This is a genomic window from Micromonospora coerulea (genome assembly GCF_016598485.1).
In the GTDB taxonomy this organism is placed as follows: Bacteria; Actinomycetota; Actinomycetes; order Mycobacteriales; family Micromonosporaceae; genus Micromonospora; species Micromonospora coerulea.
The window spans coordinates 1-24,265 of the sequence record NZ_JAEMUW010000048.1; the positions used below are offsets into that span (position 1 = coordinate 1).

General features: G+C 69.8%; 27 protein-coding genes. 20 read left to right on the plus strand and 7 right to left on the minus strand.

Annotated elements, in window-relative coordinates:
* Positions 1–170: 170 nt before the first annotated feature.
* Positions 171–1,250: an NAD(+)/NADH kinase gene (locus I8N68_RS30910; RefSeq protein WP_200216644.1), complete on the minus strand. Its 1,080-nt coding sequence runs from the start codon at positions 1,248–1,250 to the stop codon at positions 171–173.
* A 310-nt stretch (positions 1,251–1,560) separates the two neighbouring features.
* Between I8N68_RS30910 and I8N68_RS30915 the strand changes: the two genes are divergently transcribed.
* The 9 genes from I8N68_RS30915 (at position 1,561) to I8N68_RS30955 (ending at position 8,404) form a co-directional block, all read left to right on the plus strand.
* The gene (locus I8N68_RS30915; RefSeq protein ID WP_200216647.1) at positions 1,561–2,592 is read left to right on the plus strand and encodes an ABC transporter ATP-binding protein; all 1,032 of its coding nucleotides are present in this window, start codon (positions 1,561–1,563) and stop codon (positions 2,590–2,592) included.
* A gap of 49 nt (positions 2,593–2,641) precedes the next feature.
* Positions 2,642–3,844, plus strand: coding sequence for an ABC transporter substrate-binding protein (locus I8N68_RS30920; protein ID WP_200216649.1), 1,203 nt, complete (start codon positions 2,642–2,644; stop codon positions 3,842–3,844).
* 5 nt (positions 3,845–3,849) lie between these two features.
* Positions 3,850–4,767 (plus strand): ABC transporter permease, encoded by a 918-nt coding sequence (locus I8N68_RS30925; RefSeq protein WP_307813046.1) that lies wholly within the window; start codon positions 3,850–3,852, stop codon positions 4,765–4,767.
* Positions 4,764–5,576: an ABC transporter permease gene (locus I8N68_RS30930; RefSeq protein WP_200216652.1), complete on the plus strand. Its 813-nt coding sequence runs from the start codon at positions 4,764–4,766 to the stop codon at positions 5,574–5,576. Before I8N68_RS30925 ends, I8N68_RS30930 begins: the two co-directional genes overlap by 4 nt.
* Positions 5,577–5,809: 233 nt before the next feature.
* A complete protein-coding gene (locus I8N68_RS30935; RefSeq protein ID WP_200216653.1) occupies positions 5,810–6,544 on the plus strand; it encodes an alpha/beta hydrolase in 735 nt (244 codons plus the stop codon).
* Positions 6,545–6,631: 87 nt separating this feature from the next.
* Entirely contained in the window at positions 6,632–6,823 is a 192-nt protein-coding gene (locus I8N68_RS30940) for a hypothetical protein (protein ID WP_200216654.1), read from the plus strand.
* A gap of 65 nt (positions 6,824–6,888) precedes the next feature.
* Entirely contained in the window at positions 6,889–7,599 is a 711-nt protein-coding gene (locus I8N68_RS30945; protein WP_200216655.1) for an MBL fold metallo-hydrolase, read from the plus strand.
* A gap of 129 nt (positions 7,600–7,728) precedes the next feature.
* A complete protein-coding gene (locus I8N68_RS30950) occupies positions 7,729–7,914 on the plus strand; it encodes a hypothetical protein (RefSeq protein ID WP_200216656.1) in 186 nt (61 codons plus the stop codon).
* 67 nt (positions 7,915–7,981) lie between these two features.
* Positions 7,982–8,404, plus strand: coding sequence for an acyl-CoA thioesterase (locus I8N68_RS30955; protein ID WP_200216657.1), 423 nt, complete (start codon positions 7,982–7,984; stop codon positions 8,402–8,404).
* A gap of 156 nt (positions 8,405–8,560) precedes the next feature.
* On the opposite strand, the gene pdxY is transcribed toward I8N68_RS30955, so the two are convergent.
* The 3 genes from pdxY to I8N68_RS30970 form a co-directional block, all read right to left on the minus strand.
* Positions 8,561–9,412, minus strand: a complete 852-nt coding sequence (gene pdxY, locus I8N68_RS30960; RefSeq protein ID WP_200216658.1) for a pyridoxal kinase PdxY — start codon at positions 9,410–9,412, stop codon at positions 8,561–8,563.
* Positions 9,413–9,549: 137 nt separating this feature from the next.
* Complete coding sequence (locus I8N68_RS30965) at positions 9,550–10,521, minus strand: quinone oxidoreductase family protein (protein ID WP_200216659.1); 972 nt, start codon at positions 10,519–10,521, stop codon at positions 9,550–9,552.
* Positions 10,522–10,801: 280 nt separating this feature from the next.
* Positions 10,802–10,987, minus strand: coding sequence for a hypothetical protein (locus tag I8N68_RS30970; RefSeq protein WP_200216660.1), 186 nt, complete (start codon positions 10,985–10,987; stop codon positions 10,802–10,804).
* Here I8N68_RS30970 and I8N68_RS30975 point away from each other — a divergent pair.
* Complete coding sequence (locus I8N68_RS30975) at positions 10,986–11,144, plus strand: hypothetical protein (protein WP_200216661.1); 159 nt, start codon at positions 10,986–10,988, stop codon at positions 11,142–11,144. The genes I8N68_RS30970 and I8N68_RS30975 overlap by 2 nt on opposite strands.
* A 142-nt stretch (positions 11,145–11,286) precedes the next feature.
* Here I8N68_RS30975 and I8N68_RS30980 read toward each other — a convergent pair whose 3' ends face one another.
* The gene (locus I8N68_RS30980; RefSeq protein WP_200216662.1) at positions 11,287–12,477 is read right to left on the minus strand and encodes an MFS transporter; all 1,191 of its coding nucleotides are present in this window, start codon (positions 12,475–12,477) and stop codon (positions 11,287–11,289) included.
* 495 nt (positions 12,478–12,972) lie between these two features.
* On the opposite strand from I8N68_RS30980, the gene I8N68_RS30985 reads away from it, so the two are divergent.
* The gene (locus I8N68_RS30985) at positions 12,973–13,953 is read left to right on the plus strand and encodes an alpha/beta fold hydrolase (protein WP_307813047.1); all 981 of its coding nucleotides are present in this window, start codon (positions 12,973–12,975) and stop codon (positions 13,951–13,953) included.
* A 119-nt stretch (positions 13,954–14,072) separates the two neighbouring features.
* Here the strand turns inward: I8N68_RS30985 and I8N68_RS30990 are convergent, their stop codons facing one another.
* Positions 14,073–14,798 (minus strand): TetR/AcrR family transcriptional regulator, encoded by a 726-nt coding sequence (locus I8N68_RS30990; protein ID WP_234040921.1) that lies wholly within the window; start codon positions 14,796–14,798, stop codon positions 14,073–14,075.
* 30 nt (positions 14,799–14,828) lie between these two features.
* On the opposite strand from I8N68_RS30990, the gene I8N68_RS30995 reads away from it, so the two are divergent.
* Positions 14,829–15,953 carry an FAD-dependent oxidoreductase gene (locus tag I8N68_RS30995; RefSeq protein ID WP_200216663.1) on the plus strand — a complete coding sequence of 375 codons (1,125 nt, stop codon included), beginning with the start codon at positions 14,829–14,831 and terminating at the stop codon, positions 15,951–15,953.
* 129 nt (positions 15,954–16,082) lie between these two features.
* Entirely contained in the window at positions 16,083–16,952 is an 870-nt protein-coding gene (locus I8N68_RS31000; protein ID WP_200216664.1) for an aldo/keto reductase family oxidoreductase, read from the plus strand.
* Between the two features lie 264 nt (positions 16,953–17,216).
* Here the strand turns inward: I8N68_RS31000 and I8N68_RS31005 are convergent, their stop codons facing one another.
* Positions 17,217–17,687, minus strand: coding sequence for a UPF0158 family protein (locus I8N68_RS31005; protein WP_200216665.1), 471 nt, complete (start codon positions 17,685–17,687; stop codon positions 17,217–17,219).
* A 302-nt stretch (positions 17,688–17,989) separates the two neighbouring features.
* Between I8N68_RS31005 and I8N68_RS31010 the strand changes: the two genes are divergently transcribed.
* The 7 genes from I8N68_RS31010 to I8N68_RS31040 all read left to right on the plus strand — a co-directional run bounded on the left by I8N68_RS31010 (position 17,990) and on the right by I8N68_RS31040 (position 24,007).
* Entirely contained in the window at positions 17,990–18,550 is a 561-nt protein-coding gene (locus I8N68_RS31010) for a MarR family winged helix-turn-helix transcriptional regulator (protein ID WP_200216666.1), read from the plus strand.
* Positions 18,547–19,131 (plus strand): NADPH-dependent FMN reductase, encoded by a 585-nt coding sequence (locus tag I8N68_RS31015; protein ID WP_200216667.1) that lies wholly within the window; start codon positions 18,547–18,549, stop codon positions 19,129–19,131. Before I8N68_RS31010 ends, I8N68_RS31015 begins: the two co-directional genes overlap by 4 nt.
* 25 nt (positions 19,132–19,156) lie before the next feature.
* Positions 19,157–20,068 (plus strand): NADP-dependent oxidoreductase, encoded by a 912-nt coding sequence (locus tag I8N68_RS31020; protein WP_200216668.1) that lies wholly within the window; start codon positions 19,157–19,159, stop codon positions 20,066–20,068.
* A gap of 585 nt (positions 20,069–20,653) precedes the next feature.
* Positions 20,654–21,070, plus strand: a complete 417-nt coding sequence (locus I8N68_RS31025) for a YciI family protein (RefSeq protein ID WP_200216669.1) — start codon at positions 20,654–20,656, stop codon at positions 21,068–21,070.
* Positions 21,070–22,284: an RNA polymerase sigma factor gene (locus tag I8N68_RS31030; protein WP_200216670.1), complete on the plus strand. Its 1,215-nt coding sequence runs from the start codon at positions 21,070–21,072 to the stop codon at positions 22,282–22,284. Before I8N68_RS31025 ends, I8N68_RS31030 begins: the two co-directional genes overlap by 1 nt.
* A gap of 236 nt (positions 22,285–22,520) precedes the next feature.
* A complete protein-coding gene (locus I8N68_RS31035; RefSeq protein WP_200216671.1) occupies positions 22,521–22,871 on the plus strand; it encodes a hypothetical protein in 351 nt (116 codons plus the stop codon).
* A 137-nt stretch (positions 22,872–23,008) separates the two neighbouring features.
* Positions 23,009–24,007, plus strand: coding sequence for a hypothetical protein (locus I8N68_RS31040; RefSeq protein WP_200216672.1), 999 nt, complete (start codon positions 23,009–23,011; stop codon positions 24,005–24,007).
* Positions 24,008–24,265: the final 258 nt, after the last annotated feature.

Genomic DNA, 24,265 nt, shown 5'->3' on the forward strand with positions numbered 1-24,265 from the left:
ATGATCGTCAACTCCACCGGAGGCGTCCCCCGTCACACCCTCGACGTACGGCTATCCGTGCAGCCTCAACCCGAGCGAAGGAACGCTTGAGGCAGGTCGGCCCCCGACCCTGCCGGTCGCTCCGGCTGCCGAGCAGGCGGCAGGGGTCCCTCCGGCGACCCGGCGGCACGTCATCGAGGGCCTGCGCCCGGCCCCGGCACCGGGGGCTGCGGGTGCCGCAGGTGGCGGACATCCTCCGGCACCGGATCGGCCGGGCGGTACACCAGCGGGGCGTCGCCGTCGGCCGAGGCGGCGGGCGCGTCCGCCAGGGAGAAGCGGTCCCGCAGCCGGCCGAAGAAGTCGGTTGACTCGAACCGCACGATGGGCAGCCGCCACGGCGAGGCGTACGCGGCGACCCAGTCGCCCGGGTCTAGCACCCCGCGCAGCTGTCCGTCGATGCTGACCGCGACCTGCCCGGACCGGGGCAGGACCCGGATCCCCACGGACTCCTCGGCGGAGACGACCAGGCTGCGGTTGAACGCCATGTGCGGCGCCACCGGCGTGAAGAGCAGCGCGTCGAGCAGTGGCGACAGGACCGGGCCGCCGGCGGCGAAGCTGTAGGCGGTGGATCCGGTGGCGGTCGCGACCATCACCGCGTCGGCGGAGTAGGACGCGAACAGCCGCCCGGCGACGTAGAGGCCGAGGCTGGCCTGCCGGTCGCGGGCGAGCTTCTCGAAGACGACATCGTTCACGGCGGTGACGTCGAGCGGCACCCCCCAGCCGACGTCATCGGGCAAGCTGTCGCGCACCTCTGGCGGGGGCATCGCGGGGCCACGGCCGTAACGCAGCAGCGTGCCGAGTTCGGGCGGGATCTCCAGGGGGCGGGAGGCGCGCATGGTCAGGGTCATCCGCTCGTCGGTGCAGGCGACCCCGTTGCGGAAGCCTTCCAGTGCCTCCACGGTGCGGCCGGGTGGCACGTCGGTGAGGAACCCGACGCGGCCGAGGTTGACCCCGAGGACGGGGCAGTCGACCGCCGCGGCGACGTGCACCCCTCGCAGGAAGGTGCCGTCGCCGCCGATCGTGACGATTAGGTCCAGCGGCCCGATGGCCTGCGCCTCGGCGCGGCTGGTGCGCCGCGGCTCCTCCCGCCAGACGTCCACGTCGACGATGTCGATCCGGTGCGCGACGCCCCAGGCGCGGACGTCCTGGCTGACGCGCGTCGCTTCCTCCTTGCCGGCGTGCACGACCATGCCGACCCGACCGTGCCTCATCCCGTCCCTCTTCTGACCCATCACCCGCTCCGACAGACCTCCACCCTGACACAGCGGGATCCTGCCCGTACCCCCGGATTTCGTCCTTGCGCCGCCGCGGCGCCGGCATGGAGACGGGATCGCGGGCCGCTGAGCAGGCCCGCAGCAGGTGCGCCGCCAGCGGCGGTGGCGTCGCGCACCGGTGTCACCTCAACGATCCGGCAACAACCCTTGACTACGGTATCCGTTGCGGCTTTATTCTCCCGCTCAAGAATTCGTAGCCGTTTGCCGTGCGGATCTTCTTGATCCGTCGAGGAGTGGGGCTGTTGCCGTGCCGGAACCCGCCATCCGCCTGACCGGGCTGCGCAAGTCGTTCGATGCCGTGACGGCCGTTGCCGGCGTCGACCTCGAGGTGGCCGACGGCGAGTTCTTCGCCATGCTGGGACCGTCCGGCTCGGGCAAGACGACGGTGCTGCGGATGATCGCGGGCTTCGAGCTGCCGACTGCCGGCACCGTCACGCTCGCCGGGCGGGACGTCACCCGGCTCGCCCCGTTCGACCGGGACGTCAACACCGTCTTCCAGGACTACGCCCTCTTCCCGCACATGACGGTGCAGCAGAACGTCGAGTACGGCCTGCGGGTCCGCAAGGTCGCGCGCGCCGAGCGCCGCGAGCGCGCGGCGGCGGCGCTGCGGACGGTCCGCCTCGACGGGTACGGCGAGCGCCGGCCCGGCGCCCTGTCCGGTGGCCAACGCCAGCGCGTCGCGCTGGCCCGGGCCCTGGTCAACCGCCCGGCCGTGCTGCTGCTCGACGAGCCGTTGGGCGCGCTGGACCTGAAGCTGCGCGAGGAGATGCAGGTCGAGTTGAAGGCGATCCAGCGCGAGGTCGGCATCACCTTCGTCTTCGTCACCCACGACCAGCAGGAGGCGCTGACGATGAGCGACCGGGTGGCGGTGTTCAACCAGGGCCGGATCGAGCAGGTCGGCACGCCGGCCGAGGTCTACGAGCGCCCGGGCACCGCGTTCGTGGCCGGCTTCGTGGGCACCTCCAACCTCTTCGAGGGCGAGACGGCCCGGGCGGTGCTCGGCCGCGACGGCGTGTTCTCCGTACGGCCGGAGAAGATCCGCCTCGGCGGCGCCTCCGCGTCCGCCGAGGAGATCGGCGCGACGGGCCAGGTGGTCGAGGTGATCTACGCGGGCGCGGCCACCCGGTTCGTCGTCGACCTCGACGCCGGGGCGCGCGTCGTGGTCGTGAAGCAGAACCAGCAGTCCTCGCCCGCCGACGCGGCGGTCCTGCGCGGCACACCCATCCGGCTGGCCTGGCGGGCCGAGCACGTCGTCCCGGTCCCCGCCGCGGCCCGGTGAAACAGGTGAAACACCCCGTCCACCCTCGATGACCAGAAGGAGAGCGCCCATGCGCACCACCCGAGTCTTCACCGCGCTCGCCGCGGCCGGCCTGCTCGCGCTCGCCGGCTGTGGCGACGGCGGCGGCACCACCACCGGCGGCTCCGGCCCCGGTGGCATCAAGCCGCCGAAGATCGACAAGCTGGCGTCGCTCGGCGCCGGCGAGGGCCAGGTCAACATCGTCGCCTGGGCCGGGTACGTCGAGAACGGCTCCACGGACCCGAAGGTCGACTGGGTCACCGGCTTCGAGAAGGAGACCGGCTGCAAGGTCAACGTGAAGGTCGCCGGCACCTCCGACGAGATGGTCACGCTGATGAAGACCGGCGATTACGACCTGGTCTCGGCCTCCGGGGACGCCTCCCTGCGGCTGATCTACGGCGGCCAGGTCGCCCCGGTCAACACCGACCTGGTGCCGAACTACAAGGACGTCTTCGACGGCCTGAAGCTCAAGCAGTGGAACTCGGCCGACGGGGTTTCGTACGGCATCCCGCACGGGCGCGGCGCCAACCTGCTGATGTACCGCACCGACAAGGTCACCCCGGCGCCCACGTCCTGGAGCGCGGTGTTCGACGCCAACTCGCCGTACAAGGGCATGGTGACCGCGTACGACTCGCCGATCTACATCGCCGACGCGGCGCTGTACCTGATGAAGCACCAGCCGGAACTGGGGATCAAGAACCCGTACGCGCTGGACGACAAGCAGTTCGCCGCGGCCGTGGACCTGCTGAAGAAGCAGAACGAGCTGATCGGCGAGTACTGGTCGGACTACACCAAGGAGGTCCAGGCCTTCAAGTCCGGCAACTCCGTGGTCGGCACCTCGTGGCAGGTCATCGTCAACCTGGCCAAGGCCGACGGGGCGCCCGTCGCGGCGGTGCTGCCGGAGGAGGGGGCGACCGGCTGGTCCGACACCTGGATGATCTCGGCCAAGGCCAAGCACCCCAACTGCGGCTACCGCTGGATGAACCACATCATCGACCCGCAGGCGAACGCGGCGGTGGCGGAGTGGTTCGGCGAGGCCCCGGCGAACAAGCTCTCCTGCGACAAGACGGCGGACAAGAACCACTGCGCCACGTTCCACGCCGCCGACGAGGCGTACTTCGAGAAGGTCTGGTTCTGGAGCACTCCGGTCGCGCAGTGCCTCGACGGTCGTACCGACGTCACCTGCAAGGACTACGCGGCCTGGACCCAGGCCTGGACCACGATCAAGGGCTGACCCAGGTGACCGTTCTCTCCACCGTGGACCGGCCCGCGAGCGACGCGACGATCGCTCGCGGGCCGGTCCGCCGGCTCTCTTCCTGGCTGCACCGCCACCGTGGGGCACGCCTCGCCGGGCTGCTCTCGGCGCCGCTGCTCTGGCTGCTGGTGGCGTACCTCGGCTCGCTGGCGGTGCTCTTCGTCTCCGCGCTGTGGACGGTCGACGGCTTCACCGGCGGCCTGGTCCGCGAACCGACGATCGCGAACTTCCGCACCATCCTCACCGAGGAGGTGTACCGCACCGTCACACTGCGCAGCCTCGGCATCGCCGCCGCGGTGACCGTCGTCGACGTGTTCATCGCGCTGCCGATGGCGTTCTTCATGGCGAAGGTGGCCTCCCCGCGCAGCCGCCGGCTGCTGGTCATCGCGATCCTCACCCCGCTCTGGGCCAGCTACCTGGTCAAGGTGTACGCCTGGCGGGTGATGCTGGCCAATGACGGCCCGGTGGACTGGCTCTTCGGGGGCAGCGGCAACGGTCCCGGGTACGGACTGCCGGCGATCGTCCTGGTGCTGAGCTACCTCTGGCTGCCGTACATGATCCTGCCCATCTACGCCGGGCTGGAGCGGCTGCCGGATTCCCTGCTGGAGGCGTCGGCGGACCTCGGTGGCCGGGGCGGGCGCACCTTCCGCTCGGTGGTGCTGCCGATGATCGTGCCCTCGGTGATCGCCGGCTCGATCTTCACGTTCTCCCTGTCGCTCGGCGACTACATCACGGTGCAGATCGTCGGCGGCAAGACGCAACTGATCGGCAACCTGGTGTACGCCAACATCGGCGCGGCGAACAACCTGCCGTTCTCGGCGGCGCTCGCGACCATTCCCGTGCTGATCATGGTCGGCTATCTGGTGGCGGTGCGCCGGTCCGGCGCGTTGGAGGAGCTGTGACGCTGTCGCGGGGGGCGCGCTGGCTGCTGCGCGGGGCCATGGCGTTGGGCCTGGCCTTCATCTACGTGCCGCTGGCCATCGTGCTGACCAACTCGTTCAACGCCGACCGTACCTTCGCCTGGCCGCCGCCGCGCTGGACCACCGACTGGTGGGTGCGGGCGTGGGAAAACGCGGCCGCCCGGGAGGCGCTGTGGACCTCGGTGCGGGCGGGTATCGGCGCGACCGCCGTGGCGCTGCTGCTCGGCACGCTGGTGGCGTTCGCGGTGCAGCGTTACCGATTCTTCGGGCGCGACGCCGTGTCGCTGCTCGTGGTGCTGCCGATCGCGCTGCCCGGCATCGTCACTGGCATCGCGCTGGACACCGCCTTCCGGTCGGTGATCGAGCCGCTGGGGGTGGGCAAGGGTCTGTTCTCGGTGATCGTCGGACACGCCACGTTCTGCGTCGTGGTGGTCTACAACAACGTGCTGGCCCGGCTGCGCCGGCTGGGCGGCAACCTGGAGGAGGCGAGCGCGGACCTCGGCGCGGACACCCTCCAGACGTTCCGGTACGTGACGTTCCCGCTGTTGCGCTCGGCGCTGTTCGCCGGCGGGTTGCTGGCCTTCGCGCTCTCCTTCGACGAGATCATCGTGACCACCTTCACCGCCGGGCCGGGCGTGCAGACCCTGCCGATCTGGATCTTCAACAACCTGTTCCGGCCCAACCAGGCCCCGGTGATCAACGTCGTCGCGGCGGTCCTGATCGTGCTCTCGATCGTCCCGATCTACCTCGCCCAGCGCCTCTCCGACACCGCCGCCGGCGGCCGACTCTGACCCACGTACGCCGTCCTGCCCGCGGGATTCCCCCACCTGGCTCCTTGCCTGGCCAGGCAAGGAGCCAGGTGGGGCTTTCCAGAAAGCGCCGCGGCACCGCCCGATTGGAGCGATGCTGGGGCCGGATGCCGACGATCCGCGCCGCCAACCGGCCTCGACACCGCACCACAACCGCTGGTCCTACCTCTGACCGCATCGGCAGCACCGATTCCACGACCACGGAGGGCAGCACCATGAGTGACACCTCGTCCGGCGGCAGCAACGTCACCGTCGCCCTGGTCCACGGGGCCTTCGCCGACAGCTCCGGCTGGAGCGGCGTGGTCGAACGGTTGCAGGCCGCCGACATCACCGCCACCTGCATCCCCAACCCGCTGCGGGGCGTCACCGAGGACGCCGCGTACGTGGCGAGCGCGCTCAAGCAGCTCTCCGGCCCGGTGCTCGCGGTGGGTCACTCGTACGGCGGGGCGGTCATCACCAACGCGGTGCCCCAGGTCGACAACGTCGTCGGCCTGGTCTACGTCGCCGCCTTCGCCCCCGACGAAGGCGAGAGCCTGATGACCATCGAGGGCGGTTCCAAGGACAGTGTGCTGAACTCGGCCCTGGTGGCGCGCACCTACCCGACCGCGAAGGGCACCGAGCAGGAGTTCATGATCGACCCGGCCAAGTTCCACGAGGCGTTCGCCGCCGACGTGTCGCCGAAGGACGCGGCCGTCATGGCCGCCACCCAGCGCCCCATCTCGGCGCTGGCGTTCGCCGAGAAGTCCGGTCCGCCCGCCTGGAAGAACCTGCCGGCCTGGTCGGTGGTCCCCACCGGCGACAAGGCCGCCGGCAGTGACGTCGTGCGCTCCATGGCCCAGCGGGCCAAGGCCACCATCACCGAGGAGGAGGGCTCCCACGTGATCATGGTGTCCAAGCCGCAGGTGGTCGCCGATGTGATCATGAAGGCGCTGGCCTCGGTCGGCCGGTGACCGACGTGCTCCGGGGCATCGGCCAGCCTGACGGAGGACGCCACGCCCGGCACCACAGGCCGGACCAGAGACGCGTACGCCCATCCGGTGTCGACACGCTGCGTCCGGGTCGAGACGGGCAGCCGGGGCGAGCTGATGGTGACCAGCGCCCTGCCGGGCCGGGTGGAGTACAGCCCCCGCAGCTCCCCACCCGCCGCCGGGGGGGGGGTGATCACCGACTTCATCGTGGTCGGCCGGATCAGGCTCGCGGGCGACACCCTGGCCTTCACCCAGAGCTGAGTCCACACCCGGAGGCGACGTCTCCGCCGGGCAGAGATCGATGGTGATGCCGATAGACTCCGCTGATGGGAAGATCCGCGGCGGTTCCGCTCGCTCCCGGGGTCTGGCGCATTCCGACCATCGGTCGCGCCCTGGTGAACTCGTACGCCCTCGTCGACGACGACGGCAGCGTCACGCTGGTGGACTGCGGGGTCAAGCGGGCGCCAGCCCGGATCGTGCGCGGGCTGGCGGCCATCGGAAAGACGCCGGCCGACGTGACGCGGATCGTGCTGACCCACGCCCACCGGGACCATGCCGGTGGGGCCGCCGACCTGGCCCGGCGCACCGGAGCACCGGTCGCCGTGCACACCGCCGACGTGCCGTACGCCGAAGCGGGGCGGGTGCCGCCGAAGGACCCGACGATCACATCCGGGCGGATCCTCGGGCGGCTGAGCGGAGGCCGGTTCCCGGCCGTCGAGGTGGCCCGGCCGCTGGCCGATGGCGACGTCCTGGCCGTCGGCGGTGGCCTGCGGGTGTGGCACACCCCCGGGCACTCCCCCGGGCACGTGTCGCTGTTGCACGAGCCGACCCGGGTGCTGATCACCGGCGACGCGCTGTTCAACGTGGCGGGGGTCCGCTGGCCGGTGAAGTCGTTCTGCACGGATTTCCGGATGACCCAGCGCACCGCACACCTGCTGGGCGAGCTCGACTACGACATCGCCGCCTTCACCCACGGCCCGGAAATCACCCGCCGCGCCCGCGAGCAGATCCGCACCTTTCTCGCCCGCCTGCGCTGACCCGTACGCCCCGCCGGTCCGGACCCGGCGCTTTGCTCGAAACTTGAGGGTTTCGATGCACTGTGGCGTGGGATGGTTTCCGAGAAGGCCGTACCAGCGACCGACGGATGGTGACGAGGAGGCAGCACCATGAAGGATCCCGACACAGAGCTGCGGATCGAGTGGGGCCCGCACAGCGAGGGTCAGCAGATCGACGGCACGACCGGAACCACCACGTCCCTGTCGATCTGGGCCCGCTCGGCACTGCTCGGGCGTGCGGGCGTGGACGATGACGAGGCCATGGACGAGCTCCACATCCTCCGGGGCCTCGAATAGGACCGACGACACCTGGACCGCCGGCGTCCCGTCGGCCAAGGTCGCGTCCGCCGTTAGGCTCGGGTCCATGGAAGATCCGTTCCGGGTGCGTATCACGGTCCGCGGCTACGAGCTCGACACGCAGGGCCACCTGAACCAGGCGGTCTACCTGCAGTACGGCGAGCACGCCCGGTGGGAGTGCCTGCGCGCCGCGGGCATCTCCCAGGACCGGCTCATCAGCGCGGGCGTGGGACCGGTCGCCCTGGAAGTCACGCTGAGGTACCTGCGGGAGCTGCGCGGCGGCGACGAGGTGGACGTGTCCTGCGACTTCCGCTGGGGCATGGGCAAAACCTTCCAGATCCAGCAGGACTACGTCCGCGCCGACGGCACCCCGGTCGCCACCCTGACTGGTGTGGGCGGGCTGCTCGACCTGTCCGCCCGGCATCTGGTGCCCGACCCGCGGCAGCGGTTCCGGACGATGTGCACCGACCCGGGACCGCTCAACCTCTAGGTACAGGTCTCCACCGGCGGGCTCGACCCGAGCTGAACGGGCACGGCGGTTGCGCGCCGCTGGGCGAGGGACACGCCCGGATCCGCTGCGCACCGAGCCCGGGAAGGCCATGCGCCCGCGGTGAACGCGTCAGGGACGGCCCCGAAGGAAGTCGCGTCAGCGCAGCCGCCGGGCGGTGAACCTGGTAGGCGGCTCGGCGATCGCGCCCTGGGCCGCGATCAGTTGGATCTCCCGGGTGCCCGCGGCGAGGGTCGCCTCGAGTATGGCGAAGACGGAGGCGATGGTGCGTTCCAGTGCCGTCGCGGGCGAGCCCGTCGTCCACAGATGCGCGAGGTACAGCGCCGCGGTGACGTCGCCGCCGCCGTTCGGGTTGATCGGCAGCAGCGGCGTGGTCACCGCCCAGGCGCCCTCGTCCGAGACGGCCACCACCTCCAGCGATCCCGTCGGCACGTCGCGGTGGAGCACGCTGGTGACCAGGACGTGCCGCGGCCCCGTCTCGCGCACCACATCGACCGCCTCCAGCAACTCCGCCAGCGAGTTCGTCCTACGGCCGGCGAGGAAGTCCAGCTCGAAATGGTTCGGGGTGATGATGTCCGCGCGCGGGACGACGACGTCCCGCATGTACTCCGGGATGCCTGGCCGGACGAACAACCCGCGGCCGGCGTCGCCCATCACCGGGTCGCAGCAGTACACCGCGTCCGAGTTGGCCGCCTTGACCTTGTCCACCGCGTCCAGGATCACCGCGCCCATCGCCGGGTCACCCTGGTAGCCGGACAGCACCGCGTCGGCGCTGCCGAGGACCCCGCGGTCCGCGATACCCGCGATCACCTCGGCCACGTCGCCCGGCGCCAGCAGCGGCCCGCGCCACGCGCCGTACCCGGTGTGGTTGGAGAAGTGGACGGTCAGTACCGGCCAGACTTCGTGCCCGAGCCGCTGAAGGGGGAAGGCGGCCGCCGAGTTGCCGACATAGCCGTAGGCGACCGAAGACTGGATGGAGAGGATCTTCACCGGCTCATCATGGCGGTTCGCGCCGGTGCGACACGTACTGCCCGCCGATTCTGTCAGGTGACCCACTGCGGGTCCTCCCCGCCCGGCTGCGGAGAAGGCCGTGCGCCGGGACGCACCAAGGCCCAGGCCGGGCGTCACTACCTGACGGTGATCAGCAGTCTTCCGGGGTACGAGGTCTGCAGGCGTCGATGCGCCTCGGCCGCCCGCCCCAGCGCGAACTTCTCGGCAATATGCACCTCGAACGGTCCCGCCTCGATGAGCTCGTTGAGGCGCTGCAACCGTTCGGGACCCGTCTCGCCGTCGTACGCCTGGACCGTCGCCCCCGGTCGTTCGCGCGGTACCGGTTGCACGCCGTTGGGGTAGGCGAGGACGCCCCCGTCACGTAGCGCTTCGGCGAGTCGGTCCAACGTCTTGCCACCCGCCATCGCGAGGACGCCGTCGACGCCGTCCGGGGCCACCTCGCGGATGGCGGCGAGCGCCTGCGTGAGGTCGCCGTGTCCGTCGAGGGACAGGTCGGCGCCGAGTCGGGTCACCAGCGCCACGCCCGCCGCCCTGGAGGCCACGGCGATGACCCGGAGCCCCTGCCGCTTGGCCAACTGCACGGCCAGATGTCCCTGGCCGCCGCTGGCGCCGAAGATCAGCACCCACGCCCCGGCCGGGAGGCCGAGGACGTCCAGACCCGACAGCGCGGTCAGCGCGTCCGTCGGCATGGCGCCCGCGTGCTCCGCCGGCACGCTCGCCGGCAGCTTCGCGACGTACTGCGCCTTCGTCGCCGCGTATTCGGCGTAGAAGCCGCCCTTCGGCCGGCGGTAGCCGTACACGTAGACCAGGTCGCCCACCGCCACGTTGGTCACCTGCTCTCCCACGGCGGCGACGGTTCCGGCAGCCTCAGCGCCGGGCACGATCGGGAACTCACTGCCCTCGGGCACCAGCGAGCCGGCGCGCTCGAGGGCGTCCCACACCCCCACACCAGCGCTCCACACCTTGAGCAGGACCTCGTCGTCGGCGACCTGCGGCACCGGCAGGATGCGCGGCGTGATCACCTCCGGACCGCCGAACTCGTCGAATGCCGCTGCCTGCATCCGCTCGGGCACATCCCCCGCTGCCATGTGCGATTCCTTTCCGCCCTGCTGGTCCCCGGGCGCCTGGCCGCACCCATGGCCGCCTGCGGCGGCGTCGTGCGGCTCAACGGTCCCGGGGAAGGTCGAGGTCGACCGGTAGTGGTGCGGAGCCGACGCAGCCCACATCCGATGGACGCGCGTCTGTTGGCACCTCGGCACCGCGCCGGCGGCACCGCTCGCAGCATCTCCTGCCCCGGGCCGTCGTCGGCCCAGCTCCGAAGGCCGTTCACCCGGTCGGGTCATCGACGGCAGCGCGCCGGCGCGCCGGTCAGGACCGCAGGTTGAAGGTGACGTACGACAGGTGGTGGCGGCGGACGGCGAGCTCCTCGTCGGTCGGCGGCCGGCCGGTGTTGACGCGCGGTCCGGTCCGCCGCTCGTCGCCCGGGCCCGCCGCGGCCAGCACCGCCCTCTGGGTCAACGAGTACACCATCCGGTACGACGACCGACCGGTCATGGCCGTCGGCATCCTGGAGTTCCGCGACGGCAAGGTGGTGCGCGAGCGCATCTACTTGGGGGAGCTGTGGGAGCCGCCGGCGTGGCGGGTCCAGTGGCTGGAGCGGATGGACCCCGAGGCGCCACCGGCGCCCCTGTGCCGGGCAAACCGGTGCTGATTGAGATCGAACGCGACGCCCGGAAGCGGGGACAGCTGGCCGGGGTTCCAGGCCACCTGACCGGGTACCGCGTCCGCCGCGCGGTGATACCGCCCTGGCCACCGTGGTATCCAACCGACTTGTTCCATCCGATGCGTCCGGGTCAGCCGGGTGACGTCCTGCTGGCCCTGCGCAGCCCGAGCAGGGCGACCAGGGCGAGAAGGATGACGGCGACGGAGTACTCGTTGGCGGTCCGCAGCAGGCCGCCGCCGTAGACGACGAGGAAGCCGGCGATGACGGCGGGTAGGCCGAAGCCGACGTAACAGACGATGTAGAGCAGGGAGAGCACGCTGGAGCGTTCGTGCGCCTCCACGAGCGGCATGACCGTCTTGATGCTGCCCTGGAAACCGCCACCGAAACCGACGCCGCCGAGCGCGAGGCTGACGAAGAAGCCGGCGATGGACCCGGCGGTGACCGACACCAGCGAGATGATCATGCCCAGGATGAGTGCGGTGATCGCGGTGTACATGATGGTCCGCGCGGCAGCGTTGCGCAGCAGGAGAATGGTGCTGACCCCGAAGATCGCGAAGACGAAGACGGCCAGACCGCCGACCACGATCGAGGTGGCCATGAGGGCGCGCACGAGCGCCGGGCCGAGCGCGACGAAGAAGCCGGCCAGCGCCCAGACGGCGAAGACCACCGGGGCGACGGCCAGTAGCGGCGCGCGCACGGCGGGGGGCAGCTTGATTTCCGGCCGCAGGCTCTGCAGCGCTCCCTTCATCGGCGTGACCGTCTCCGGCATCAGTACGACCCCGAGGCCCTGAATCAGCACGACGACGAGCAGGACGACGTACACCAGTCGCGTCGGCGCGGGCAGGAGTTGGATGAGCAATGCCGAGAGCAGGGTACCGATGCCGGTGCCGATACCCGGGGCGATCGAGTTCGCGAGCGTGCCGCGGGCGCGGTTGATGTCGAGCATGGCGGCACCGACGGCGCCGGTGGCGGCACCGGCCGAGAGCCCCTGCACGACCCGGGCGGCCAGCAGCGTCGGCACGCCGGTGGCGACGATGAAGAGGACCAACGCGATGATCTGGACCGCGATCGCGGCGAGCAGCACCGGCCGCCGCCCGACATGGTCGGACAGCTTGCCGACCGTGAGCAGGGACGCTAGGACCGCGAGGGCGTAGACGGCGAACACCACGGTCGTCGTGACCGGCGAGAAGTGCCAGCGCGCCTGGTAAATCCCGTAGAGGGGAGTCGGGGCCGTCGACGCGGCCACGAAGGAGACGAGGATCGAGGCGAGCAGAAGCAGGGAGATTGTCGGGGACACCCGCCTCTGTCCGGCGATGCTCATGACACGTGCTCCTCAGGTGAGCTGCAAGCGGCTGCCCCGCGGTCGACCTGGACGCGCACCTGCTGACAGGCCGCAGCGGACTACCCGAGGTGCCTCGTCCTACACAAGGTCGACGGCCCGACGCGCCAGGCGTACCAGGTCTGCGGCCAGCCGTACACCAGCCGTAACGGAAACGGCTGCGCAAAACAGGGCCGCAGCGAAGAATCGAGGCTTTGGGTGGTAGCGGCGCGAAGCTGGCGTTCCGGCTCGCACGTCCCCGGCCCGCGGCTACGCTGACCTTGCCATGGCACCGAGCCTGACCGGCGCCGACGAGGCTTCTCCTCGCTCGGATCGACAAGGGCGGCCACTTCGCGGCATGCGAAGAGCCGGAACTTTTCCCGTGCGAGCTGCCGGGAGCTTCCGTTCGCTGCGGTGCACGACATGCCGCTACCCATGCCTGGCCGACGGCATCTGTCCGGTACGAACTCCCCGACGCGTGGTGAAAAGGAGATCGCCGTGAGCTCATCTTCCACCCGGTTCCCCGTCGCGGAGGGCCCCGGCTCCGTCTCGCAGGCGCCGCAGCTCCCGGCAGGATTCACCGACACGTTCACCAGCCGGTACGTCGACGCCGGTGAAGTACAGCTGCACGCGGTCATCGGAGGCGACGGACCGCCGCTGCTGCTGGTGCACGGCTGGCCGGAGAACTGGTACGCGTGGCGCATGCTGATGCCGGCGCTGGCCCGGCGCTTCGAGGTCATCGCGGTCGACCAGCGCGGCATGGGGCTGTCCGAGAAGCCCGCGGGCGGGTACGACACCGGCACCCAGGCCGGTGACCTGGTCGCGCTGATGGACGCGCTCGGCCACCAGCGGTTCGCCGTGGTCGGCCACGACACCGGATTCGCGATCAGCTACGCGCTGGCCGCGGATCACCCCGAACGGGTCGACCGCCTGGCTCTCGCCGAGATCCCCGGGTCCCCGGGAACTGTTCAGGCACCGCCCCTGTTCCTTCCGGGGCCGCTCAACGACCGGCTCTGGCATCTCGGCTTCAACCGGATCGACAAGCTGAACGAACAGCTCGTCGCGGGACGGGAGGACATCTTCTTCCGTTGGGAGTTCGACGCGGCCGCCAAGAAGCTGCCCGACGACGCGATCAACTACTACGTCCAGTTGCTCTCCAACCCGGACTCCCTGCGCGGCAGCTTCGGGTGGTACCGCGCGCTCGACACGACCATCGCCCAGGACGGGCAGCGCAAGAACACGCGGCTGGCCATGCCCGTCCTGGCGATCGGCGGGGAGAAGAGCTTCGGTGACCACGTCGAAGAGGCGGTGAAAGCCGTCGCGGACGACGTGCAGAGCCTGGTCATTCCCGGCGTCGGCCACTTCGTCGCCGAGGAGGCTCCCGACGAGATGCTGGCGGCACTGACCACATTCCTGGCCCCGTACCGCGAAGCGGAGGCGACGGGCGTCGCCAAGGGTCAGCAATCCAACGTCGGTTGACCCTGAGTGTTGATCGAAGGTTGGGTTGGCGGGCAGCCGCAGCGCGCGGTCCGCGGCAGATCCGGATGTCCGATCGAGGTGTATCGGTGTTCAGCCGGTACTGGCCCGCGAGTAGTAGGTCACGTGTGGGGATGGCTGGTGATGCCGTCCAGGATGGTGATCAGGTTGTGGTGGAAGGTTTCCTCTGCGTTGAGGTGGGCGCCGTCGATGACGAGCCGGGCGACGGTGGGATAGCGGCCTGTTTCGAGCATGCGTGTCAGGTAGGGTCCGAGGGCGGCCTGCCAAGCGGACACGTCGGTGCCGGTCAAACGGGCGGTGCGTCGCTCGGTGATCTCCCTGCGGAGCGCTCCGACGATGAACGCGTTGAGGGCGCCTAAGGCCCGCTGGAGATCGTCGATCCGGCGCACGCCGGGGGCCTGGCTGAGCGCCGCCGCGGTCGATTCGCCCACGGCGAGCGCGTGAGGTCCTATGTGTGGCCTTCCGCCGAGCAGGTCGACGAACCACTCATGATCAAGAGCGGCATCGCGGGTCCGGTGAACGATGGCCAGTACCGTGGCGCGCCACTCGGAGTGCTGGCCGGCCTCGGCGATCTGGGCATACACGGCGTCGACCATCAGATCAAGCAGTTCGGATCTGTTGATCACGTAGTCGTAGAGCCGCATCGGACCGACACCGAGCTCTTTGGCGATCTTACGTACCGATAGCCCCTCGAGGCCGTGTGCGTCGGCGATCCGGATCGCCGTGGCGGCGATCTTCGCGCGGCTCAGCGGCACCGGCGCCGCCCGCGGCTGAGGCTCGGGCCGTTCCCAGACGGGCAGCGGTGCGCTACCGTACGGCGTATCCATAAGATACAGCGTACGGTAACGGAGATGCTGATGCGAATTGCGATCGCCGGTGGTGGCCTCGGCGGCCTGACGCTGGCCCGAATCCTGCACCGGCACGGCATCGGCGCGGTGGTGTACGAACGCGAGGCAAGCCGATCCGCGCGGTCGCAGGGCGGATCGCTCGACCTGCACCCGGAGTCCGGGCAACGGGCCCTGGCCGCAGCGGGCCTCGCCGGCCGATTCCGGTCCGAGGCACGGCCGGAGGGCGAGGAACATCGCATCCTCGACCCGGCCGGACGCACCCTCGTGCACCACAAGCCACAACCCGGCTCATTCTCCGGACGCCCCGAGATCGACCGCAGCGCACTGCGTGATCTTCTGCTCGATTCGCTCCCCGGCGACGCGGTGGCCTGGCAGCACCGGCTCGTCGCGGCGACGCCACGACCCGACGGAGGCTTCGGGCTGGCGTTCGATGGCGGCCACAGCGCCGACTGCGACGTCCTCATCGGCGCGGACGGCGCAGGCTCGGTCGTCCGGTCGCTACTGACCGACGCGACACTGTCCTCCGTGGCCACTTTGGCCGAGCTCAGCATCAGCGACGTCGACCGGCGCCACCCGGATCTCGCCGATCTGGTCGGCCCCGGAAACCTCTGGTGCATCGGCGTGAACCAGATCCTGGCAGCACAACGCCTCGGCGACGGCAGCATCCGAGTCGGGATCTCCCTACGCGCGGACGATCGCCACATAGACACCTACCGCAGCAAGCGCGCTCTGCTGGACATGTTCGATGGCTGGAACCCCAGCCTCACCGCACTCATCGAAGCCGGCGACGGCCCGCCGACCCCACGCAGGATCGAGGCGATGCCCACCGGTACACGCTGGGCCCACCAACCGGGAATCACCCTCATCGGTGACGCCGCGCACCTGATGCCGCCGGTCGGCGAGGGCGCCAACCAAGCCATGCTCGACGCCGCCGAACTCGCCGCCGAACTCGCCACCAACCCCGCCGACCCCGACTCGGCGATCCAGACGTACGAAGAGGCGATGTTCACCAGAACCCACCCGATCGCCGAAATGTCCGCACGAGTCCAGGCAATGATGCTGTCCCCCACCGCAGCCGACGACATCATCCGCTTCTTCACGCCACGGCCCACCGAGCCGGCACCCGCAGATTGACAACGTGGCCCGCCGACGCCCGGGGCCACGGTGCGGAGGGTGAAGCCATCACGTGCTGACGCCGCCGCGTTTGGCGGCCCGCGTCGGCGGGAAGCCCGTGGACTGGCGACAACAAGGATGGAATTCTCAATGGCGGCGCAAGCACGTCCGGGTGAAACGTTCACCATGGCCGACGACCTGACGGTCACCCGGATGGGGTACGGCGCGATGCAGTTGGCCGGCCCGCACGTATTCGGCCCACCGGCCGACCGCGACGCTGCCGTGGCCGTGCTGCGCGAGGCCGTGCGCCTGGGAATCAACCACATCGACACGGCCGACTACTACGGCCCGTACGTCACCAACCAGATCATCAAGGAAGCCCTGCACCCCTATCCGGACGATCTGCACATCGTGACGAAGGTCGGCGCCTTGCGAGATGCCGAGGGGAACTGGCCGCCGGCGCTCGCACCCGAGCAGCTGCGCCAGGCCGTGTCCGACAACCTGGATCGCCTCGGACTGGACGTGCTCGACGTCGTCAACCTGCGCGTCGGCGGGTTGGACAGACCCACTCCCGGCTCGATCTCCGAGCCGTTCACCGTGCTCGCCCGGCTGCAGCAGGAGGGACTGATCAAGCATCTCGGTCTCAGCACCGTCAACGCCGAGCAGATCGCCGAGGCACAGTCCATCGCGCCGATCGTGTGCGTGCAAAACTTCTACAACATCGCGAACCGGGCCGACGACGACCTGATCGATTCCCTCGCCGCGCAGGGCATCGCCTACGTGCCCTATTTCCCGCTCGGCGGCTTCTCCCCACTCCAGTCCGAGGAACTGAACGCGGTCGCCACTCGTCTCGACGCCACGCCCATGGCCGTCGCGCTGGCGTGGCTGCTACAGCGCGCACCGAACATCCTGCTCATCCCAGGTACTTCATCCGTCGCGCACCTGCGCGAGAACGTCACCGGTGCTGCGCTGACCCTTCCCGAGGACGAGCTGACCGAGCTGAACAGCATCGCCTCATGAGCACGACCACCGCGCAACCCGGGATCGGGCTCATCGGCCTGGCCGACCAAGGACTACCTACGGCGGCCGCCGCCGAAGCGGAGCTACCCCTTGCACATGTGGGCCCCAACCGTGGCAACGAGGCGGGTGAACCCGTATACCAATCGTCCTCTCATCGGCGACGAGCGGACGCCCGCTCGATCCGCTTGCCGTGACGCTGCATAGCACGGGCGGGGCAGATGCGTGCGTTCGTCGTACAGGATGTCGCGCGGGGCGAGCGCCAGCTCAGGGAAGGTCGGGATCTCGGTGCTCGGCCACGAAACGCTCGCCCGCCTCCTCGTCGACCAGCGAGTTGTCGACCAGCCATTCAACCGCCCGCCGCCTTGCGCGCACCTCCCGGAAGGCGGACCACGCCGGCAGCAGGTGCGGATACTCCTCGTGCAACTCGTTCCTGAACCGGCGGAAGGCACCCCTGCCCTGGATAGCTCGCGCGAGCCGGCTGCCGGCCGCCGCGTCACTGATCCTCTCAGCGAAGTCGGCCATGTCCTGGTACCAGACGTAGGACGGCAGCGGATCGATGCCCACCAGGTCGAGGTCGTCAAGGTTGACGGGCGTGTGTCCGTCGATGCCGCCGTCCGTCGTCCAGAACACGATCTCGCCGGTCTGCGGGTCGATCAGCCACCGGTGCTCGTAGTCGGTCTGGTCCTCGAGCGCGGTGGCGATCTCCTCCAGGTCTATCCTGCTCAGGTCAAGCATCCGGCCACCATAAACCCGCTGCTAGCAAGCTGCTCGCGGACCAGGCGGCGCCGCAGAGGACCGAGCCGGCGAGAAACACCGCCAGCACCCACAGCCAGGTCGTCTTGGTGCCGAAGCGGTCGACGCACCATCCGGTAAGCGGGATAACCAGGGCCGGCCTCTCCGTGGTTGGCCTCCCGCCGGAGCGGCTCCTGCTCGGTCGCGCCCTGCCCGCCCATGTCCTGACTCACGCTCCAGTCCGTTGGCAGGCCAACAGTATCGGCAGTTTGTTGGCATGCCAGCGGCTAGGTTAGGCTGTGGCGATGACCATCGAGACAGGAGGGGAAGGCCGCGTCCCGCACTTCGGGGTAAGCGTGGCCGAGGCGCCGCTGAGTTCGTCGCTACTCCAGGTCGTCCGGGCGCACGCCGCGCTCGCGACCGCGATGTTGCAGCGCATCGACCTGGTCGCACCGCAGGAGTTGGTGCTGCTCTTCCTGCAGGAAAAGGGACGGACGGCGCAGTCCGACATCGTCCACTTCCTCGGGCGCGACCGATCCACCGTCACCAACACCCTGCAGGCGATGGAACGCGCCGACCTGATCACTCGCACCCCATCGCGCGTAGACAGGAGAACGATGGTCGTCGCGCTGACTGGCAAGGGACGGCGGCTCTGCCCACGGATACGCGAGATCTGGACCGAGCTGGAACGGCTCACGTTCGGTGGCCTCACCGAGCAGCAGCGGGCCGACCTCGCCCGGGCGCTGGCCGACATCCGCCGGACGCTGGCGGCCGCCGCTGGCGACACCCAGCCGGCAAGAACCGGTCGGCCAGCGGCTCGACCGACCCAACAAGAACCCGCGAGTGAGAACGGAATCGGATCATGAACATTGAGAAATTGGGAGGCGAGCCACCGCTGCGAATCGCGGTCATCATCGCCAGCACGCGGACGGGACGGTTCGGCGAGACGGTCGCCCGCTGGTTCGTCAATCGGGCGGAAGGAGATGACGGTTTGAAGCTTGACCTGATCGACCTGTGCGACATCCAGCTGCCGGACAATTTGGAGCACACGGCGGACGTCGCTGCGTTCACCGCCCGAATTGATGCCGCCGACGCCTTCGTGGTCGTCACCCCCGAGTACAACCACGGCTACCCCGCCGCGCTCAAACGCGCGATCGACGCCGTCCGCGCCGAATGGCAGGCCAAGCCGGTGGGCTTCGTCTCGTACGGCGGACTCGCCGGCGGACTGCGCGCCGTCGAACAGTTGCGCCAGGTCTTCGCCGAACTGCACGCCGTCGGGATCCGCGAGACGGTCAGCTTCCATCTGGCACACGACCAGTTCGACGGGGACGGGAGACTTGCCGACCCGCGTACCGCCGACACCGCCGCCGCCACGCTACTGCGGCACCTCACCTGGTGGGGCCGGTCACTGCGCGCCGCCCGCACGGCCCTGCCGTACCCCGCCTGATCAACGACTTCGCGAGGAGCTTTCCATGGCCTTGGCGATCGCCTTCTCCGCCTACGGTGGCCCCGAAGTACTACACCCGATCGACATCGACCCACCGGCACCCGGGACCGGTCAGCTCCGCGTCCGGGTGAAGGCCGCTGGCGTCAACCCCGTCGACGTCAAACTGCGCCGGGGCGACTTCGCCGCCACCATGCCCGCCGACTTCCCGCAACGCCTCGGCAACGAGTACGCCGGCGTCGTCGACCAGGTCGGCGACGGAGTGGCCGGCCTGGCCACCGGCGACGAGGTGCTCGGCTCGACGACCGCCCAAGGCTACGCCGAATACGTGGTGGTCGACGCCGCCGACACCGTCCACAAGCCCGCCAGCATGCCGTGGACCGTCGCCGCCGGCCTGCCCGCGGTCGGCCAGACCGCCTACACCGCACTCCGCCAGATCGGGGTCCAGCCCGGCGACACCGTACTGATCCACGCCGCCGCGGGTGGCGTCGGCACCGTCGCCGTACAACTCGGCCGCCTCTGGGGCGCCACCGTCATCGGCACCGCCAGTGAACACAACCACGACTACCTCCGCTCGCTCGGCGCGACACCAGTCTCCTACGGCCCCGGGCTCGTCGACCGCATCCGGCTGCTCGCACCCGACGGGGTCGACGCCGTGCTCGACGCCGTCGGGTGCGAAGCCATTGCCGCCTCCCTGGCCCTCGTACCGGACCGGCACCGCATCGGCACCCTCGTCGACACGCGAGCAGTGAGCGAGCACGGGATCCTCCGCGTCGGCGGCCGATCGACCGCCGCGTTGCGCCAACTCGTCACCCTCTACGACCAGGGAAGGCTACAGATCCCCATCCACGCGACGTTCCCGCTTAGCCAGGCAGACCGCGCCCACCTCGAGGTACAGACCCGACACGTGCGAGGCAAGGTGGTGCTCACGGTGGCCTGACGGCGCGGCACCGCCACCGCCGCGAAGAGCTGCGAGCCGAACTGCACCACCACCATGCTCGTCTCGGTCGACACCCTCACATCGGCCATGACCGCGCACCATCTCCGGCACGACCAGCCCCCGATCAGCGGCAGATAAGGATGTCGGCAAGTACGACAGACGCCATACAGGACAGCACCAACCATGGCGTCCAGGGCGTCGGAGAGATCGCCGCAATCGAGTGCCGCATGCACCGCAACCGGCGTTGCCGGCGACGGGTTGCGAAAGACGTGATGCTCATGGCCCACAGGCCACATCTTTGCTCACCGGTGAGCTGGAGCGATCAACCACTGAGCGCGTCCCGAATGCCTTTCCCAGATCCGTGAGCGTTGCCGCCTTCCAAAGCTGCGACGTTAAGCTTTCTGATCATTAGGGCCTCCCCGTCAGCCATCGCTCAGGGGCCGGTCTGACGGGCGAAACGCGGGTCGGAGGGATCGGCTGCGTCGCGGCGAGAGATTTCTCCGGGGCCGTGTCGATCCGCGGGTCGCTCGTTCGACGTGGGGGTGCGAGGGTCGAGAGGCGGCCCCGCCGGATGAGGAGAACGCGATGCCGCAGTACATGCTGATCATGCGGGGCACCGATGAGACGAACGCGGCCATGATGGCCAACGTCGACGAGATGATGGCCGCGACCCGCCTGTTCATCGAGGAGACGGCCAAGGCCGGCGTTTACGTCGCGGCCGAAGGGCTGGACGATCCCGGCCGGGGCGTCGTGGTGCACTTCAGCGACGAGGCCCCGGTGGTCACGGACGGGCCGTACGGAGAGACCAAGGAATTGTTCGGGGGCTTCTTCCTGCTCGACGTCGCCTCGAAACAGGAGGCGGTCGAGTGGGCCAAGCGGGTCCCGGCGGTCCCCGGGTCCAAGATCGAGATCCGGCGGGTGCCCGGGGAGGACGAGGTCCCGCAGGACAACGGGAAGTTCGTCAAGGAAGGGGCCTTGCGCGAGAGCAGCGGCCAGATCTGATGGGTACGGCCGACGTCGAGGCCGTCTGGCGGATCGAGTCGGCGCGGATCGTCGCCGCGCTGACCCGGTTCACCGGCGATTTCGGGCTGGCCGAGGACGCGGCCCAGGAGGCGGTGGCTGAGGCGCTGGTCTCGTGGCCGCTTGCCGCTCCGGCCAATCCGGCCGGCTGGCTGATGGCCACGGCCCGGCGGCGGGCGATCGACGCGATCCGCCGCCGGACCGCCCTGCAGGACCGGTACGCCCTGCTGGCGGCCGGCCCGGCGGTCGACGACGAAATCGACCCCGACAGGATCGACGACGACGTCCTGGCGCTGATGTTCGTCAGCTGCCACCCGGTGCTCTCTCGCGAGGCCCGGGTGGCGCTGACCCTGCGCGTGGTCGGCGGCCTGTCCAGCGAGGAGATCGCCCGCGCGTTCCTCGTGCCTGTGCCGACCGTGCAGGCCCGCATCACCCGGGCCAAGAAGACGATCGCGGCGGCCGGGGTGCCGTTCGAGCTGCCGGCGGCCGGCGAGCGCCGGGAACGGCTGGGCGCCGTGCTCAGCGCCCTCTACGTGATCTTCACCGAGGGGTCGACGGCCACGTCGGGCGATCGGCTGCTGCGCCCCGACGTCGCGTACGAGGCGATCCGGCTGGCCCGCACGCTGGCCGCGCTGCAGCCGGACGAGCCGGAGGTGCACGGCCTGCTGGCGTTGTGCGAGCTGACGGCCGCGCGCTTCCCGGCCCGGACCGGCCCGGACGGTTCGCCGGTCCTGCTGGAGGACCAGGACCGGCGGCGGTGGGACTTCTCGGCGATCCGCCGTGGGCTGGCCGCCCTGGCCAAGGCATCGACTCGCGGCCTCGGCCCCTACGGCCTGCAGGCCGCGATCGCCGCCGCCCACGCGTCGGCGCCCTCGGTCGAGGCGACCGACTGGGACCGGATCGTGGTGCTCTACGAGGCGCTCGGCCGGGTCGCGCCCTCGCCGGTGGTCGAGCTCAATCGGGCCGTCGCCGTGGCCATGGCCTCGGGTCCTGCGCCGGCCCTGGCCATCGTGGACGAGCTGATCGCCTTGGACCGGCTCCCCGGTTCGCATTTGGTTCCGACCGTACGCGGGGAGCTGCTGGCCCGCCTCGGCCGGCGACCGGAGGCGCGCGCCGAGCTGGAGCTGGCGGCCCGGCTGTGCGCCAACCAGCGCGAACGCTCGGTGCTGCTGCGCAAGGCGGCCGCGCTGGGCTGACTTCTCCAGCTCGGCCGGCCGGGATTCGAGCGCGCTTCGGATGCCGTCGATCGCGCCGGCCAGACGGCCAGGCGCAGCGGCGGCTCCGCCATGCCGGCGCCCGCGACGATCGCGTCGGCCACGTCGGCGAATCCCCGAACGCGGACGGCGGGAGCGCGGCGAACCCGGTGAGAAACTCGCCCACGGTTGGCCCGTAGACCTCGATCAGATCCCATAGGCCGGAACAATTGCCGCACATGGCCCCGGTCATCGCTGCGCAAGTGGGGTGGGCCTACATCAACTGCCCGATCCACGACGGGTTGGCGTTCCTGACTGCGCTCGCCCAAGCCGGCCCTCGCGACGCCTTCTACCTGCGGATGACCCACTGGGCAGCACCGGACTCGTGGCACGTGTCCGCCCGACCGATGGACAGGGCGACCTTCGACCAGCTGTGCGAGTCGCAGTTCGAGCTACGGCTCCTGTTGGTCCGCTTTCCGAGCTACGACCGCGCGGAGATACTGCGTCGGCTGACCGCCTACGAGGCAGGCCGACTTACGCCGCCAGGGCCGATCGATCGGTCAAGCATGGCTGCCAGGCACTTGGCATGATGCGCTACTTCATGCGCCCGGCTTCATGGCTGGTGCATGGTTGACGAACAGGCCAGTTACCGGCGCATGCGGTCTGCGGCAGAAGACTGCGCTCCGGCCGTCAACATCTGCGTGACCGGCTGCAGTACCGTCACGCCGTGCATTTCGTGTATCGCTCGCACTACGAGGGCCAGTTGAGCAAGCGGGTCCGGCGGCTGCCGGACGAGACCGTGCTGAATTGGTTCTGGCGAGGCTGGGACTGCGACGATCCGGAGTCCTGGGTCGAGAACGAGCTGGGCGGTGACGTGTACGGCCTCGATTCAATCTTCGAGGCGGTACGGAAGCATGGTCTGCCTCGGCCGGCAACGACCAGCGAGCTGCGCGAGCTCCTGCATGAGCACTTGTACGTCGAGGGTGACGAAGACTTTATCCGCCTCGACGATCACAGCCTCCGGGTACGGACCGAGGACGACGAGGTGGAACTGGCCTATTTCTTCCTCGATGACGAGGTGGTCGCGACCGCCCCCGACCGGTTGGCATACCTGCTCCAGTCGTGGCCGTTGCCCGGCGCGGAAGGTGAGTCGACATCGTTCGCCGCCGATGTGCCGGTGACGGTCGTTACGCCCGCCAGTACCGGTGACGCCAGCACGTACGCGGTGTTCCTCACGTTCTACGACGGTGAAAGCCTCGCCTGCTCCCAGCCGCTGGTATTCCCAGGTGTCAGGTTGCGGGAACTGGCCGGACATCTCCGGACTGCGGACCCCGACAGGGGTGCAGCATGGCCACCCGAGCTGCTGGTCTTGCGAGCACTCGTCGCACCCGAAGAAGACGCCATCAGGCCGGCGCTGGACCAGTGCAACAGATGGCCCGGCTTCAACCTCAACGCCGACCCGTGGCCCAACCTGCCCAACGACCACGACCCCGCTCACCGCCAAGCCATGGAGCTTCTTACAACGGGCGGATACGTCGACGGCCGACGCCCCGACGCATCGCGCATTGAAGTCGACGAACATCTCGCCCAAGTCATCATGCACTGTGGTCAGTCATTCGGGTACCAGCAGTGGTTCCTGTTCGACACCGTGTGGGCAGCCGCTCACCCCGACCTGGCCCAATCACTCCTGCGCTACAACAACCACTGGGATCCACTCGAGGACTGAAAGCAGCCGAGCCGTGAGCTCCCGATCGTCGGGACGAGCAGATGCTGATCGACGCACCTTCTCAGCGGCATGACAGCGCATGTGACCTTGGGGCAGCAGTGCCGGGTAGCGCCGCGCCCGGCGGACCGCACGGCACCGCCTCTTCTGGCAGGATCCGTCGGATGCGCAGACTGATGGTGCTCCTTCTCGTGATGGCTGTTGCCGGCTGCGGCGACGGTGACGCGACCGAGACGGGAGCCACCGAACAGTTCACCCAGG